The sequence below is a fragment of the Limnovirga soli genome (genome assembly GCF_013106755.1).
GTDB classification, from domain to species: Bacteria; Bacteroidota; Bacteroidia; order Chitinophagales; family Chitinophagaceae; genus Limnovirga; species Limnovirga soli.
On record NZ_WHPF01000004.1, the window covers coordinates 195084 to 213278 of the forward strand.

9 protein-coding genes are annotated in these 18195 nt (G+C 35.5%); all 9 read left to right on the forward strand.

Features of this window, described 5'->3' with window-relative positions:
- The first annotated feature begins 142 nt into the window (after nt 1-142).
- The 9 genes from GD597_RS06420 to GD597_RS06460 all read left to right on the forward strand — a co-directional run bounded on the left by GD597_RS06420 (nt 143) and on the right by GD597_RS06460 (nt 18195).
- The gene (locus GD597_RS06420) at nt 143-1732 is read left to right on the forward strand and encodes an OmpA family protein (RefSeq protein WP_171607003.1); all 1590 of its coding nucleotides are present in this window, start codon (nt 143-145) and stop codon (nt 1730-1732) included.
- Between the two features lie 976 nt (nt 1733-2708).
- Complete coding sequence (locus GD597_RS22195; protein ID WP_394353236.1) at nt 2709-2909, forward strand: transposase; 201 nt, start codon at nt 2709-2711, stop codon at nt 2907-2909.
- A 2310-nt stretch (nt 2910-5219) separates the two neighbouring features.
- Nucleotides 5220-6569 (forward strand): hypothetical protein, encoded by a 1350-nt coding sequence (locus tag GD597_RS06430; protein WP_171607005.1) that lies wholly within the window; start codon nt 5220-5222, stop codon nt 6567-6569.
- Between the two features lie 17 nt (nt 6570-6586).
- Nucleotides 6587-10756 (forward strand): hypothetical protein, encoded by a 4170-nt coding sequence (locus GD597_RS06435; protein ID WP_171607006.1) that lies wholly within the window; start codon nt 6587-6589, stop codon nt 10754-10756.
- A gap of 15 nt (nt 10757-10771) precedes the next feature.
- Complete coding sequence (locus tag GD597_RS06440; protein WP_171607007.1) at nt 10772-11290, forward strand: glutathione peroxidase; 519 nt, start codon at nt 10772-10774, stop codon at nt 11288-11290.
- A 51-nt stretch (nt 11291-11341) separates the two neighbouring features.
- The gene (locus GD597_RS21875; RefSeq protein WP_216368528.1) at nt 11342-15952 is read left to right on the forward strand and encodes a DUF6443 domain-containing protein; all 4611 of its coding nucleotides are present in this window, start codon (nt 11342-11344) and stop codon (nt 15950-15952) included.
- Nucleotides 15953-15990: 38 nt separating this feature from the next.
- A complete protein-coding gene (locus tag GD597_RS06450) occupies nt 15991-16395 on the forward strand; it encodes a hypothetical protein (RefSeq protein WP_171607008.1) in 405 nt (134 codons plus the stop codon).
- A 189-nt stretch (nt 16396-16584) separates the two neighbouring features.
- The gene (tnpA, locus tag GD597_RS06455; protein WP_171607009.1) at nt 16585-16803 is read left to right on the forward strand and encodes an IS66 family insertion sequence element accessory protein TnpA; all 219 of its coding nucleotides are present in this window, start codon (nt 16585-16587) and stop codon (nt 16801-16803) included.
- A gap of 585 nt (nt 16804-17388) precedes the next feature.
- A complete protein-coding gene (locus GD597_RS06460) occupies nt 17389-18195 on the forward strand; it encodes an RHS repeat-associated core domain-containing protein (RefSeq protein WP_317170292.1) in 807 nt (268 codons plus the stop codon).

Consider the following 18195-nt stretch of genomic DNA (forward strand, 5'->3'; position numbering starts at 1 on the left):
CATTGGAATATCTATTAAGCTTTTCTTGCGTCGCACTCTTGTTCTTTAGAATAAAATGTAACAGCTCACGATTGATTGTAAAGTTTAAATGTTAAAATGTTCGTTGCCCTTAATCATTTTTAAGGATACTAAAAAATATTGTATGAGACAAATAATAGTAAAAACCTCGATCAATTTTAAGTGCCTCTTTCAGGCCTTGGGGTTATTCATTTTAGTATTATCGTTTAGTGTAGTTCATGCACAAAACTACATAAAACCGGCAACACTTGGTATACATTATTCCCTTACCGATTTTGAAACAGCGGCAAAAATAACGTCATCATCGTTTCATGATGTGCTTAAAAACAAGCTATGGAGCAAGCCCCCGCAAATGATGACAGGCATTGGTGTTGATTATTTACAAGGCATTTCAAAACACATTGACCTTGCAGCCAGCTTTAATTATACAAAAGGGATCAATGGGTATAAACTTTCCACCACAAATAGTACCTCTTACGCACTGTTTACTTTAGATGCTGTGGCAAATATTAAATTGCTAAGCGATAAATATTATGTGCGTCCATACCTTATTGCAGGTGCAGGATTGTATAACCAGGATGGCACAGGTTTCTATGCACCACTAGGGAGCGGTTTACAATTTAATATTTTCAATGAAGCACTTGTTAATGTACAAATTCAACACAGGCTAGCTTTTGCAAATAGCGATAATAAAAACTTCTTTTACCAAATGGGTATTGCAACAGCTATCGGCAAAAAGAAAGAAAAACCCTTACCTGTAAAACCAGTAGTAGAAACGATACCTCAAAAAGTTTTAGAACCAGTAGTCGTAGTAAAAACACCTGCTAAAAATATTAAAGTTATTGTAACGGATGAAGCCACAGGTTTTCCATTGCCAGATGTTGCAGTAGAAATAAAGGGTAACGATGGAAAAAAACTAACAGGCAATACAGATGCAAATGGTAGCATTATATTCGATACTTTGCCTGCTGCAGATTACACCGTAAGTGGCCTATTAAATAACATCAGCACCACCACTGAAAACGTTGCAAAAAACAGCTTTAATACAGGTAATGCTGCAATTGATATTCATATCACCCACAACGACCCAAGGTTTACATTGCAGGGCCAGGTTATAAATAAAACAACGAACCTTCCAGAAGCCGGTGTAACTGTAAGCATAAAAAATGAAACGCAAAACAGCATTATTCGCAGCCAGAGTCAGGTTACGGATGGTAAGTTCATAATGCAATTAGACAGTGAAAGTGATTTCTCTGTATCAGGAAAAAAAGCAGATTATCTCTCAAATATTGAAGGTATAAGTACAAAAGGATTAAATCGCAGTACAACACTATATGTAAAACTTGAATTGGCTGTACAAGATGCTTCAGTAGGAACGAAGATCGTACTTAATAAAATTTATTTTGAAACAGGAAAGTCAGTGATTAATACAACATCTTCTTCTGACCTTGACAGGCTTGTATTATTTATGAACGATAACCCAACTGTAAAACTTGAAATAGGCGGGCATACCGATAATATTGGCAAACCGGCGGGTAATTTGGTACTTAGCCAAAAAAGGGCTAATGCAGTTTTAAATTATTTGGTAAGTAAAGCCATTGGCAAAGAACGTATATCAGCAAAAGGTATGGGACAAACACAACCTATTGCAGACAATGCTACTGCTGATGGCCGCTCACAAAACAGGCGTGTGGAAATTAAAGTTGTACATTAAATATTACCCATATATATAGACTTAGGAATAATTATATTAATAGTGTCCATATTTCGAAGTGTTATTTTAATAAGGACGTATAAGAATTCTATAATCTCCACAGCTCTTGTAGCCTTACCTGTTTTTGAAGCATACAATAGTGGAAAATTACAGAAGAAGATACATTTTATGACTTGGATTTTATGCTTATTAAAAGATTTCTTTCCTCGCCTTATAATTAGGTTAGATTAAACTCTTTTTATAATATTGATCGAATGAACATAAAGCAGAGGCTTACCAAAGTAGAGTGTTTGAACCTGTTATTAGCAAGGAGTTTGATATAATTTTAAATCGCCTGCAAGAAGGGCAACTGTAAGGTTACATACAGAATAGATAAATTATTTAAAATTATTGTGAAGGCTTCACTTAGTATTAAATATGGTTAGGCTTCTGTATTTATTTGTGGAAATTTGAATGATTTCTGCCATTCAAGAGCTCCGAACTTATTATCATCATCGCATACATCTCATTGAGCAGGCTTCCATTTATGTTCACAAAATGCAAAAAGCTTTGCGGCTAATGAATATCAGATTAGATATTGTTATTCGGGATGTGTTTGAAAATCTGTATTAAACATAGGTGAAGCAATTCAAGCGGGTAATAGGAAACCTAAACACTTGCCTTCCTTTGTTAAAGTAAGAGTAAACAAATCGCAAAAAGAGATTGTCAATTCGTTGCAAGAAGAATGACTGAAGGAATTATTATTTGACTTAAAAGCTTCGTTAAATATTTACAAAATATATGAGAAGGCTTTTTGGGAATATTACAAGCAAATTGAGGATAAATTAAAAAGCTACATTCCACAAAACATACTTGACCCTAAGGAAGATAAGATGCTAAAAGCAAATAATAAAAAAGCAGAAAACACTCACCCCCATTAAATGTTTCCCGACTAGCTTACCAATAATTTCACACGGATATTTTCGCCATTTTTGGTATCAGTCATACGACTGTTCTTTGCCTTTTGACTAATATTGGTAATGACTTACACATGTTTCCATCAGCAAAAAGTTTTTCTTCGTGGCTAAGGTTAGCACCGGACAATAAAACTAGTGGCGGGCAAATCATTAAAAATAAAACACCCGTGGAAAAAAATTATTGCAAATGCGTTACGCCAGGCAGCCAACTCCATAGGTAACCAGAAAGATTATGAGTTAACGCCCTTTTTTAAACGAATTGCATTTAAAATAGGGAGGATTGCAGCTATAACTGCAACGGCTCGTAAACTTGCCGTTATTATTCGGAACATGGTAACCAAGGTTGAACCCTACACTACAAAAAGACGCTGACTATAAATAGCGATAAACATAAGGGCAATCAATTGAGACACATTGAAACAAGCATTGGATTGATGCAGTAGACGCATGAAGAATTTAAAAGACTGTTTTTAAAAATTTCATTATTAGCAGAGTAAAAAGGTGTTGTATAGAAATCAAAAATGGTAAGGGTATACAAATGGAAAGGTTGCTATTAAATCCCTAAGGTTACAGCAGAACAATCAGAGTTATTTTTTTCAAAACAATTTCGATTCACTTATTTTCTTGCTTAACACTTATTCCAAAATAAGTATCAATTATTTTATAATACTAGTTCGAGTTAAAAATAAAATCGTGCCAAAAATTCAAAATGCTATAATCATTAGCCAAAAACGTGATAAATCACGTGCTGCGTGATTTATCACAGAGCAAATTGTGTGAAAAATCACGTTGTTTGGTATTTGCCAGATTAATATTTTTGCTTTAATGGTTACCATATATAAATTTTGATTACAATAATTTTAAACAAATGCCTAACCTAAAGATTGGACTGTGGAGTGTAGTTTTTATGACATTGATAATTTTTGGAGGTGGTGTTGCAATGGGATGTATAATCATTTCAATATATAGCGATCATGTATAATACAAGATTTAAAGGAGTTGGAAGAAAAATTATAAATGAATTTACTTGGAGCGTAGTTACACATGGCCCGGGTATTTTAATACAAGGGCTTTTTTAAAAAAATTGATTTCTTGTTTCGTATCATTTTTGGGTTTTAAGGTTAGTCATGCATGGGTTGTGAGTGGACTTTATGTATCTGTTAGATAAATGACAAGGAGCTTTATTTGCATTTTAGCCTTTACTGTTTTTGATGTTAAGGACAGTAGCTTAAAATAAGTGTATAGATAACACTAATATTTTTTGATGCAAAAAAATGTTTAAAATTTTAAGGTAAAATACTTTTCTATTTAAAATATTTTTTCTTCCTTCACATCTCCTAATAAAAATTGTTAGCTTAAATATATCCTACATTAAAAACTTGTTTAACAACCAAACCTGATTACCGTATGCTATTAACAATTTGCACATAGTGCATCAACCCAAATGCAAAAAGATAAATGTTATAAAATAGGTTAACTCCGATATTGTAGCGAAGCACTCACACCTTGTTTTATTCTGATTTACATTTTGCTAGACAAATAAAGATTAATTGCCGTTTATTCCATGTGATGCGTGCATGCAGTAATTGTATTGCCCAGTATAGAGGTGATTATGTTGCTGTATTAGCCTATAACATTGTATTTCGTGAAATAAATCGTTGAATAGTTTTGACAATATTGCCATTGTGTAAACTACTTTTAAAAGTGGGTATGGGGATTTTATGCGTCAAAACGTTCTCTTGTATCATTTGTAATTTGATAGTAGTTGTAGGTGAATTATCCTTATAGGGGAATGTTTTGGAGGCTATTTATATACTAATAAAATTCGAGGTGTCATTTGAAATTTATATACTTTTTTGAAAGAATTTTATACTCAAAAAGTAATCATTTTAGAATGAAAAATTACTTTTTTATTGTAATGCTTTTACTGGCATGAAGAGTATTTGAACAATATTCAGTACAAGCGCAATTACTAGAGAGTTGTGAAGAAGAATTTAATAGTTCAATAATTGGAAATTCTTCAAAATACATTGATGCAATAAGAGCTAAGTATATTAAAATAACTAAGCATATACAGAATAAAAGATTGCAGTTTATAAAAGCTATACAAAAGGAAATCGAATTAATGGAATTAATAAATGAAGAGTTACAAAAAATTGTTCATAAGCCGGAAATGTATTTTTATAGAGGTATTTTAAATAGTTATTAATGTTGTTTGATAAAATCGTAAGTATGTAATGAAAGTATTTATTTCAGCACAATGGTCTATTTTTTTTTAATATAAATGAAGCAATAGTCTTCAATATATTTTAGTTGAGTAAATGCAATATTTTTTAGTAAGTATAAGCATAAATCTGTTCCAATTCGTAGACTTTACACATACTAAAAAATATTGACTTTAAACCGATTAAATCCCTATTATGAGGTACACTCTCATGTTGTTTTTTATTTTGTTTTCCATAATCTGTTTTAGTCAAAAAACGGACAGTATTCTCGCGTCTGATACAGTGAAACAAAATATCATTTTCGCAATGAATAGTATTCCCGAAAAATCATTTGACTATTTTGATAAAAAGTATTCAAAACTTAGTAATGATGTGCAGAAGCAAAGTGAAAAGCTATTGAAGAAAATGCAACAAAAGGAGTCAAAGTTGCAAGAGAAATTGCGAGGTATAGACAGTTTAAAAACTAAGCAATTATTCGATAAATCTCAGGAGAAGTATAAAGAGTTGGAAATAAGGATTACTGGGCCTGTTACAAAGGTAAATGCAAAATTGAAAGAATATTTACCAGGTCTTGATAGTGTCAGCGGTGCACTAAAATTTTTACAACAAAATGGATCGGGGTTAGGTGGGTTTTCTTCTGATAAATTAGATCAAATTGGAGATGCTAGTAAACAAATTTGGGAACTGCAAGGCAGGCTACAACAAGCCAATGAAATACAAAACTTTATTCGGGAGAGGGAAAGGCAATTAAAAGAAACGCTTTCAAACACGGGCCTTGGTAAAGAGCTGTTGGCTATCAATAAGGAAGTTTATTATTATCAGCAAATGGTGAAAGAGTATAAAACCATATTACATGAGCCTGATAGACTTGAAGCAAAAGCTTTTGAAGTTTTAAATAGAATACCTGCCTTTCAAAAATTTATAGAGAAGAATAGTATGTTGGCAGGACTGCTTCGCATTCCATCAAATTATGGGACTCCCGCAGCACTGGACGGTTTGCAAACCTCTGCTCAAATTCAGCAACAAGTGAATCAGGCTTTTGCAGGTAGTGGAACAAATCCGCAGCAATATATTTCACAGGAGATGCAGGTAGCTCAGGCGCAGCTCAATAAATTGAAAGACAAGGTCAACCAGTTAGGTGGTGGTTCAAGTGATATGACCATGCCCGACTTTAAGCCAGACAATCAAAAGACTAAAAAATTCTGGCAGAGATTAGAATATGGTATCAATGTACAAAACCAGAGAGGAACATTGTTTCTTCCATCTATGAGTGATTTGGCTTTTTCATTGGGATACAAGATTAGCGATTCCAAATCAATAGGCATAGGGGCCAGCTATAAAATTGGTTTAGGGAGTGGGTTGAACAATATCCGTTTTACGAGTGAGGGTATAGGACTGAGGAGTTATGCGGATGTTAGGTTTAAGGGAAGTATCTGGATTGCTGGCGGATTTGAATATAACTACTTACAACGGTTTAATAATTTTAATGATATCAAGAATATTGATATCTGGCAAAGGAGCGCCTTAATTGGAGTAAGTAAAAAATTCAAGGCAGGTAAAAAGGGTGGAGATATAAAGTTATTATATGACTTACTCAATAATAAGCAGGTGCCTCCGGGGCAGGCTTTAAAATTTCGCATGGGATATAGTTTTTAATTTTTAGATACAAGTTTATGAAATCAAGAGTTGTATTTTTTATTGGATTTCTCAGTATTTTTTTAGCTACTGGGTTAGAAATTGATGCACAAACCGGACCCCAATTGGTCAAAGTTGCCCCACCTTCACCAAATGTACAGGCATTGCAAAAGTATGGTGAAATACCGGTGAGCGCATATACAGGTATTCCCAGTATTTCAGTACCTATTTACACGATAAAATTTAGAGACATTACCGTTCCGGTTTCCTTAAGTTATCATGCTTCAGGAATTAAAGTAGGTGAAGAAGCTAGTCGTGTTGGTTTAGGCTGGAGTCTAAATGCCGGTGGCGTAGTATCAAGAACGATAATGGGTGGAGATGATTTTGAAACTGGGTATTTTTCAAGCAATATTCCTGACTTTGATGAACTTTATTTCCCAAAACAATTTGTTCAGAAAAGCGACCCCTGCAACATTATCGTAATGGATCATTACAATGAAACAACTCTTTCAGTAACAAATGAAATGGATGGACTTCCTTACACCGATTTTGAACCAGACCAATACTATTTCAACTTTGCCAATCAAAGTGGTAAATTTATTTTGAAAAAGGATAAGAGTACCGCCGTATTGGAAAAGAAACAGAATCTCAAAATCTCATTGTTAACTAGTCCTAATGATTACTGGAGAATAACAGATGTCGATGGATTCATTTATGACTTTGAGGCCATAGAAAGTTATCACCCTAATAACGACCCTCTCGATCATAAATCAGCCTGGTATTTGACTAAGATTACATCACCCGCAGGAAATATAGTTACATTTTCATATACGATTGTCGCATCGAATTATATTCAATCTTTTGGGTCTTACACCGAAACAAAAGATGTTTATCAAACACCAGGTTTTGAGCTAGCACGCTACCAGTTTTCTGAGCAAAAAGGCATGGCTCCTGGAAGAAATTATACTCAGGTATTGTTATCATCAATTGATTTTACAACAGGAGTAATGGAATTTACTTATTCAACACGTGATGATGTTGAAAATGATAAGAAAGTGGATAAAATAGCGATTTATTCCAAAGATGCGGGAGGGAATAAAAGCTCCAATCCGATTAAATTTTTTGATTTAGGATATACCTATTTTGATGGAGGTTATGATAATGATTATGGCCCTAATCCACCGCAACCTGCAACGGGATTCTACGCAAAACGTTTAAAGTTAACAGGGATTACGGAAAAGGGCTATGACCAAAATGGACTGGTGGTTTCGAATAACCCTTATTCATTTATATATAATGAGTCGGGTAACCTGCCGGCTAAGACATCTTTTGCGCGGGATCACTGGGGATATTTTAATGGGAAGCATGGTAACATCAGTCTGATTCCTGATTACATTTTGACTTCAAATACCGAGGCTTACGACCAAATCTCCTATGTTTTAGGAACACAAGGGCAAAACAGGGATGCAGATAATAGTCCTGATTTAGATTTTATGAAAGTCTTTAGTCTTAAGACTATTCAATATCCCACAGGAGGTTCAACAGAATTTGTTTATGAGGCCAATGATTTTGATGAACAGGCTTCACAGATAAATGACCAATCATATTTTGCAAAACAGTATTCTGTAGTTGTTCACAATGATGCGAATGATATGACATATGATAATCTTTATAACGGTGGTGCATGGAGAACAAGTAACGTAAAGGACTTAACTGATTTATATCTTTTTTCCAGTAATCAACTCGCTTTCGTACAATTAACTGTACCTGTTAGATTTGGCAGCAACCTAACTTGTCCTTTTGTAATTCAAAATGGCGCCATCAAATTTTCAATTCTTGACGAAGCAAACAATATTATTTATGAAAAAGATTTAAGTGGGACCTACAAAAGTGATGACTCTTCATTAATATGTCAAGGATCGGCTGTTACGTTCAAAACCAATTTATATCTTACTCCAGGCTTATATACCATACAGGTTTCAGTAAATAATAGCTTATTTCCTACAGGCATTACGTTACAGGATATGCGTTTTAACTTTAATTGGTATAGCCAGGTAAGCTCAAACCCTCTTTCATTACAGGGTATTACATTTTCCAATGCTGGCGGATTAAGGGTAAAAAGAATTATTGATCATGATGGATTGAATCCTACTAACGATAAAATCAAGCGGTTCATTTATCATTATTGGGAGGATAGGAATGGCACTGGCCTTAAAGAGTATAGCTATGGTAAAAGAATGTCTCGTCCCGAGTATCGTTACTTTATCCCTTCCGAAGAATTTCATCATTCAAGAGACCCAGGTAACGGGAATGACATAGTTCAACCATTCTGGACTTATCACTTAATGAGAAACTCAGACAGTAATATACCACTCAATGGATCAGCGGCTGGAGCGGTAGTTGGGTACGATACAGTGGTTGTACTGGATGGAGAAAACGGGGAATTTGGCAAAACCGTGTATGCTTATCATAACAATCCGGATATCGTAGGAAATTATAGCTTTGATGGATTACCTATTATGCCTCCGTCAGGTTCGAATACAGCCGACCCCCTGAATGGATCACTACTTGATGAAACCGTGTATAAAGCAAATACTCAAAATAATCCTATTACTTATTCGCCGGTACAAACGACTTCCAATACCTACAATATTGGTGTCAATCCAAGCTATATATGCGGTCTGATGTGGGAAAGAATTACATATGTCAATGCCTTTCCTTCTTCGATGAATACAAATGATTATGGAGTTTGTTCAGGGTATATGAAAGCATATAGAACATTGAATCCAAATTTTAGCTATTTATCAAGCACAACAAAAAAGATATATGATCCAAATGATAAAGACATATTTTTAAGTTCAACTACAAATTATTTTTATGAAGGCAGTCAACACTATTTCCCAACAAGAACTGTTACGCAGAACAGTCTAGGTGAAAACATAACAACACATACTACTTATCCATTGGATTTTACGAGTCCATATGTTGCAAATGGTGCTTTAGGTATTCAAAATTTGAAAAATAAAAATGTTGTAAACGTTCCAATAGAGGTTTATACTGACAAATCAAATACAGATATCAATAATCCTGATCTAAGAACTCTATCGGCGGTGTTAAGTTCTTATGCGACTGCCAATACACTACCCAAACCTAATTTGCTATATGCATTAACTTCTTCGACACCTGTTAGCAATTTCTCTCCAATCTCAATTAAGGCATCAGGTTTGCATATTGATGATTCTTACAAGGCTGCCATATTTTTTGATAGCTATGACGTTAACGGAAATATTATACAGCAGCGAAAAGATAAAGATGTAGGTCAATTTTACATTTGGGACTACAAAAACAGCTTGCCGGTTGCAGAATGTGTATTTCCGGCAGTTAGTAATGTGTCACAATTGAAGACAGACATTGCATATACTTCTTTCGAAGGAGATGGCACTGGAAATTTTGATAGTTATTCCGGTGTTATAACTCCGGTAATACTCACAGATGATTATAATGGTATGCCACCAACTGGGAAAAAGTATTACAATCTTACTGGCTCTAATGTTTTGAGCAAAAGTGGCATTACTAATGGTAAAGAGTATGTTGTATCATACTGGAGTAACAAGACAACTCCTTATACCCTAAGCGGAGTCATCAATGCCAGTTATAAAACTGGCCGCATATTCAACACAAGCTGGATTCATTATGAGCATACTGTTACCGCAAGCGGAAATACTATTACAATTTCAGGTACAGGCAAGCTGGATGAGGTTCGTATTTACCCCCTTGGGGCGCAAATGACAACTTATACATATGAGCCAATAATTGGAGTTACCAGCGTTTGTGATGCAAATAATAAAATAGCATATTACCTCTATGATGGGCTATCTAGGTTGTCATCAATTCGTGATCAAAATAAAAATATAATTAAAACATTCCGGTATTATCAAAAAGGCAATGTGCCAAATGATGCTCTTGTAAATGACTGTGCTGCCTGCACCGTTGCAAATGGTTCAAAAAAATGTATGGGTAATGGTTATTGTGAAACAGGGGTACGAACCAATACCAGTGCACGGTGGGTTAATGACCATATTAACCAGGACGGATCAATAGGTGCCTGGAAATGCACCTATTATTACGTTTTTAGTGATAATTCCCATTCCGGTCCAAATTCTGAATATAGTGTCTTTACACCCTGTGATATTGATTATGTTCCTTAAACTAAAATCATACCAATGAAAAATGTTCTCTTAAGCATCGCGGCATTCTTTTTTACCACAAGTATTTATACATACACTATACCGGATACAAATGGTGAACCTATTGCATTTGCAAATTTTCAGGGAAAGAAAATATTGATTGTTAATACTGCAGGGGGAAGTGAATTTGTAGACCAATATGCTAGTCTTGAACAGTTGTATCAGATTCATAAAGATAGCCTTGTCATTATAGTAGTACCTAGTAATAGTTTTGGGAATGAACAAGGGACAGACAGTACCATTTTTCAATATGTTACGGAAACATATGGTGCTACATATGTTATTTCTGGTAAGGCAGAAGTAAAAGGAGTAAATCAAGTACCACTTTATCATTGGCTTACCAACAAATCAGATAATGGGCAAGTAGGCTATGCCATTCACGGAGACTGGCAAAAATTCCTGATTGATAAGAATGGGAAAATTATAGGTGTTTTTGCACCATCAGTTGATCCTATGAGTGATGAATTGCAGGATGCGATCAAGAATGTTGATTAATTATAAAAGATTACAGTAATCTTCACTTTTTACAAATCAAAAGTATAGACCATGCGATATACGCTTTTAACTATTTGTCTTGTAATTTCCATAATATGTTTTGGGCAGGGAAATACACCCCAAAATAGCGTAACAGGCCCGGGCAATCCCGGGATTGCCCCTCGGACATTACCAACTCTCCCAGCGACATACAATAAGAACAATGTAAATGCAATTGTTATTTATGAACCCCAATTGCCTTATTCTTTGGAAAGCGAAGTTGTCTCTATTAACAGAAGTGTTGATGAGGTACGTAGAGCTTCTCAATATTTTGACGGATTGGGTTATCAGTTACAAACGGTTGGCTGGCAAATGAGTAGCGATAAGCGTGATATCGTTTCTATAAATGAGTATGATCTATCAGGAAGGGAAACGTATAAATATTTACCTTTTGTTTCAACATTGCTTCCGAATGTAACGCTTAATACTACTGGAACTGGTAACTTCAAGACAGCACCGTATGACGAGCAAAAGAAGTTTAGTCAAAAAGAGTATGGCGGAGAAAATATTTATTATGGTCATGATATATATGAAACGTCTCCACTTGACCGGGTACTAAAAAGCTTTGCTCCAGGAAATAGCTGGGCTGGTTCAGAAGGTACAGCAACAGAGCGTACTTTTGTGAAACAATCTCTTGTCAATTCTAGCACTATCGATTTGGTGTATAAATGGTCAATCTTAATTAACCCCTCTGACCCAACTTCACTTAAGGCATCAACAAGTAAACTATTGTATAGCACTGGAGATTTATTTAAAAGTGTCACTATTGATGAAAGAGGGGTACAAACCATAGAGTACACAGATAAAGGAGGAAAAGTAATTTTAAAGAAGGTACAGGCAGACAACACGCCAACATCTTTTTATGATGGTTGGCTTTGTACTTACTATGTGTATGATGATTTTGACAGGCTGAGATTCGTGATTACACCAAAACTGGTTGCAAAAATGAACAGTCAGGATAATTGGAATATATCAAACAGTAATGCAGCAGAATTATGTTTTCATTATGAGTATGACGCAAAAGGAAGAATGACAGCTAAGAAAGTGCCTGGATCTGCTTTTGTGTATATGATTTATGATGATCGGGATCGGTTAGTATATACACAGGATGGAAATATGCGTGCAAAAAATCAATGGATGGTGACATTCTATAATGCATTAAACATGCCTATTATGACAGGCATCCTGTCCCATTCTACAACTATTATCACCTCAGCAACATTGCAGGCAGCAATTGATCAACTTGATTTTACAATTAATACGACATTAACAGCAGATAATGAAAATATCATTGTAAATGCTAATCCATTGCCTGGTATTACTGGTCAGCAATTTATTGCTTTAACAAAGACATACTACAAGACATATGATAACTTAAGCAGTAATAGCTATAATGCTGGCTTTAACACCCAGTTTGACCAGGCTATTATCAACCAGGCACCAGAGACAAATCCAGGTACTTCAAATGCAATTCTAACTGGGGTGACAACTGGTACAAAGATTCGGGTGATAAAAAATGCCGATAATCTTGCTTCAACAGAAAATAACAGCTGGATTTCCACCGCAATTTTTTACGATAATAAGGGAAGGGTAATTCAAACTAACGCTACTAATTTTAAGGGAGGCACAGACATTACAGTAAATCTTTATGATTTTGCAGGGAAACTTTTAAGTACATATACCGGCCATACTTACCCGACTGTAAATACTTTAGGTACCGGCGTTGGCACAGATATGCAGTTTGACCATGCTGGGAGAGTATTAAAAGTGAAAAAGCGTATTTATAATCAGGCATCCCCCGCAACGGGAATTAATCCGGCGGTTGTAACCAAAATAGCCGATAACACTTATACACCCATGGGTCTGCTGGAAACAAAGGAATTGGGTCAGGAAAAAGATGCATCAAGCGGAAACTACACTTCAACACTTCCAATAGAAACGCTAGATTATTCATATAATATCCGGGGCTGGTTAAAGTCAATTAATAAAGAGTACTGCAATATCAATGGTACTGCTACTGATCGCTGGTTTGGTATGGAGCTTAGTTATGACTGGGGTTTTCAGAAAAAAGAATATGGAGGCAATATTAGTGGTACGACCTGGAGAAGTAAAGGGGATGGAGAGCGACGGGCATATGGATTTAGCTATGACAATGTAAACAGGTTGCTGTATGCAGATTTTAATCAATCTAACGGCACAGCTTGGGATAAAACTGCGCAAGTAGATTTTTCTGTAAAAATGGGAGATGGGGTGAATTATAAACTTGCATACGATGAAAACGGGAATATCTTGCGGATGCAGCAGTGGGGGGTAAAGATCGGAAGCGCCTCTTCGAATTCTGTACAAATTGATGATCTCGCTTATTCCTATTATAATAATTCTAATAAACTCCAGGCAGTAACAGATCAAATCACTGCAAATAATAAGCTAGGTGATTTTTATGATAAGAATACTGATGCAACAGACTACGGCTACGATATCAATGGAAATTTAATAACGGACAAGAATAAATCATTGGACGGCGCAACAGGGATTGATGTAGCTACGGGTGGCGCAATTCAATATAGTTTTCAAAATCTTCCGTGGATGATTACCGTTCAGAACGATGCAGGAATTACAAATGATAACGGCTCATCCACTAAAGGAACTATAAAATATATATATGACGCTACTGGCAATAAATTAGAGAAAATAGTTGCAGAGAATGCTAGTTCAGCCAATAGCCATATCGTAAAAACAGTAACTACTTCATATATGGGGCTGTGTGTGTATGAAGAAACATCTTCCTATTATTATTCAACACCGAATGATCCAATACCTCAAACAAACAATGGCCTTCAATTCATTAATCAGGAAGAAGGGAGGATACGAAGGGTTGATGATGGGGCAGGTGGCTATAAGTATAATTTTGATTACTTTGTTAAGGATCACTTGGGAAATATCAGAATGGTTCTTACTGATGAACTAAAAGAAGATATTTATCCTGCTGCAACACTTGAAGATAATGCACAAGCATTAGCAAAAGAAAAGGAGTATTATTTTATTACTAATGAGTCGGTGAATATTGTGGATGAAAACGATATTCCTGGATTTGTAGCGAATACTCCATCGTATAAGAACAATAACCAGGATGCTGGTAGTGGAGGTTATGTGAATTCAAATCCATATGCCAGCACCGGGGGGAATAGTAAAAAATTATACAAGCTTAACGGAGCAATAGGCTTAAAAACAGGCTTGGGTATTACCTTGAAAGTGATGAGTGGTGACCAGGTAAAAATAATGGGTAAATCATATTATACCTACACCAATCAACCTACGCCAAATAATAATAATCTTATCAGCACCGCCTTAACTGATTTTCTAGCGGTGCTTACAGGAAGTAATGCTGTAGTTGGTAATACCCATGGAGTAGTAACATCATCTACCGTTTTGAACAGTACCCCAGATGCTTCAACACAAATAAATAGTTTTCTTAATCAATCTTCCAGAGTAACCGGAACACTGCCGCTTAAGGGTGGTATTAGCTGGATTTTATTTGATGAACAATTTAAGCCGGTGCTCACAAATAGCGGATTTTATCCACTTGGAACAAATGAACAGTTAGTTAATTATAATAATGCACCTATAGATATCACTAAGAATGGATATCTTTATGTCTATTGCAGTAATGAAAGCAATATCGATGTGTTCTTTGATAATTTTCAAGTGGTCCAAATGAGAGGACCATTGGTGGAGGAAACACATTATTATCCGTTCGGGTTGATACAAAGTGGTATATCATCTAAGAGCGCAGGCAAGCTGGATAATAAAATACTCTATAACGGCAAAGAGAAGCAAAGCAAAGAATTTACAGACGGTAGCGGGTTAGAATGGTACGACTACGGCGCAAGAATGCAAGACCCACAGATAGGAAGATGGATGACGATAGACCCTAAAGCAGAAAAGTATCCTAATTGGAGCCCTTATGTTTATGCGTTTGATAATCCTGTAAGGTTTATAGATAAAGATGGCAGAGAAGGCGAAGATCCTGTAAAAGATATTATTGATGAAGGGAAAAAGTCGCAGACATTTACAAACTTGCTTATTACCGCAGGAGTTACTAACAACAACTACAGTCAAATAATTAGCATTGGCCAACAAACAACAATCAATGATGATAAAGAGTATGGCGGCAATGGGGAAATAACAGTAAGCCCTGGCAAAACTTTAGGTAATAGCGCCGCAAACCTTTCATTTGAATTAACAAACAGGTCTAATCTTTCAGATTTGCAAAAGAACAATGAAGCAGTTAGGAGTGGTACAAAAACTGCTGATGAATATGCTGCAAACAAGATAGGCATAGAATCAAAGGGATTTGCAAATAAAATTGCGGTAGCCGTTGAGTTAGGGGTTACGTTTGGCGGAGACAAAACCAAACAAATTATTCAAGATTATAAAGATGGTAAAGTTAGTTTAGCGGACATAGCAAAGCAATTTGCATCGAATATGAAAACAGTTAAAATAGCCAATACAGACCAGACTGCTTACGATGCTTATAAAGCACAGGGTGAAGCCAAAAGAGCAGAACAGGTTCAAAAAGAAGCGGAAGAAAAAAAGAAGCAGTCAGGTAAGCCGGGTCAATAAGAAGTATTTGTTATTAAAATAAATGTAAAAATATTGCAATGAGGTACTTAAAAAATATAGTGGTTTTTTTGGGGTTATTATTGATTACAAATATTGGGTACAGTCAATTGAATGGTATTTATAAATATATTAATAATGATTCTATCCAGTATAAAGTTTTATTAACGTATAGAGAAGATAGCCTTGGAGATTTTTTACCCTCAATTTATACAGTATCGGTAAAAATTAAAGACAGTTCAATGCTTAACACTATCAAATCATTAAGTAATAGTGACTGGCTGAAATTGCTTACCAATGAAAAATCGGATTGGGCAGCCAATTTGCTATTATACAATTTGTATAATAAAGATGCCACGAGGTTTACTGTGATTAGGACAAGGGATAATTGGATAAGCCGAAGGAAGAATGAAGACGTCGAGTATTGGCGAAAGACTTTTAAATAGCCATCATTCATCGGGTAGTTCATGCTTTAAATATTACAGCCGTTTGGTAAAAGCCAAGCGGCTTTTTTACTGCATTAGGAATAATATAACAATAAAGAAGGTTGTTATAGGTTTCCCCACGTCTAAGTACACCTTGAATTAAATTTTCTGAGTCATTAGTTTTGTTTTTTAAACTTCAATTGGCTTCAGATGGATCAGCTACAAAACAAACGCAACCGCCGCACTTCGTTGGAAATAAAAAAACTCTTTGAAGACTTTACCCACAGCGGCATAAGTGCAAAAGAATTTTGTAAAGCACAAGGTGTTTCAAGAGGTGTTTTTTATAAATGGAGGTCACGATATGGCGCAAAACCTGCAGTAAAGCGGGGAGCATTCATCAAGCTGAACGTACCAACTTTACCCGAATAGCAACCGTCACTTTTTGCAGAAGTAAAAGGAAAAAAGGTCTCTCTTCGGCTTTGTCGGCAAGGAGTACGCCAAACTAATGCAGCAAAAAGCATTTTCTTATAAAAACCTTTTAAGGAATGCTTTTAACTGCATTTTCCTACGGATGCTTTGCAGTTTGTCATACTCCTTGCTACTCATACAGCCTACATTCGGACAACTCTTGTGACCTTCACCCAAATTCGTTCATTTCTTCTAGGTTGTGCTCCGGCCTTTCCCTAAGGTCATCCGAATGGTTAATCGGATCTAAACTGTTCCTAACCTACAAGTTAGGTATTGCTGTTTCAAAGCAGCAAATACCTAACAAAATGAATCCTATGAAAAACCAATGCTTTAAGCCCAAAATGGTATTTTGCATGAATATTATTTCTTTTCATATTGCAAATTTAAAAGCAGTGGACTGGGTAAGCATTATACAATAAATGTAATTTGAGATAAAATAAGTGATTATACATCGATAAATTTAAGGCGAATATTTATATATTCATGAAGGCAATTTTATTGGGTTTTTAAAAAGCTCTTTGATAAATTTCCAGCACTTTCAAGGCCATAAATTATTATCCGTTCGGACTTACCATGAGTGGCATATCAAGCAAAGCTGCAAACTCTGTGGGCAATAAGTATGAGTATAATGGCAAAGAAAAGCAATCAAAAGAATTTAGTGATGGGAGTGGTCTTGATTGGTATGATTATGGTGCAAGAATGTATGATGTGCAGATAGGTAGATGGGAAGTTGTTGACCCACTAGCGGGGAAATATCCGAGCCTATCACCGTACTGTTATGTTGCAAACAATCCCATAAAATATATAGATCCAGACGGAAGAGAAATAGTAGTTCCTAATGTTGCAGATAGGGCACCAATTTTAAAGATGATAAATGCAAGAGCAGTTGGTACATTTGCGTTTGATAAAAATGGTGTGTTGTATCAAGCTAGTGCTAAAGGAGACGCTACTAAATTTTCTAAATACTATGCCGACAAATTGGTTGAAGGAATAAACAGTGATAAAAAAATTACAATTGCAATTGCTGAGAAATTTACCTATGGTGGTAAAGAATATGACACTGATAAAGATTGGGGAGGTGCAGCAACAGCAGGTGGTGAAGGTACAGACCAATCTACTTGGATTTCGGGCAATGAAAATACAAATTTGCAAGACACAGAAGGCAAGCAGTTAAGGGATAATCCAGCAGATATATTGGCACACGAATTAGTAGGTCACGCCATTCCTAAAGCAGTAAAGTCCGATACAGGAAATGCAGTCGAAAATGAAAATAAAGTACGTAAAGAATATAAAGAGAAAGGCCAAAAAGGAGAAAGTCCATTAAGAGCTGCTGAACCAAAACATAAAGAATAA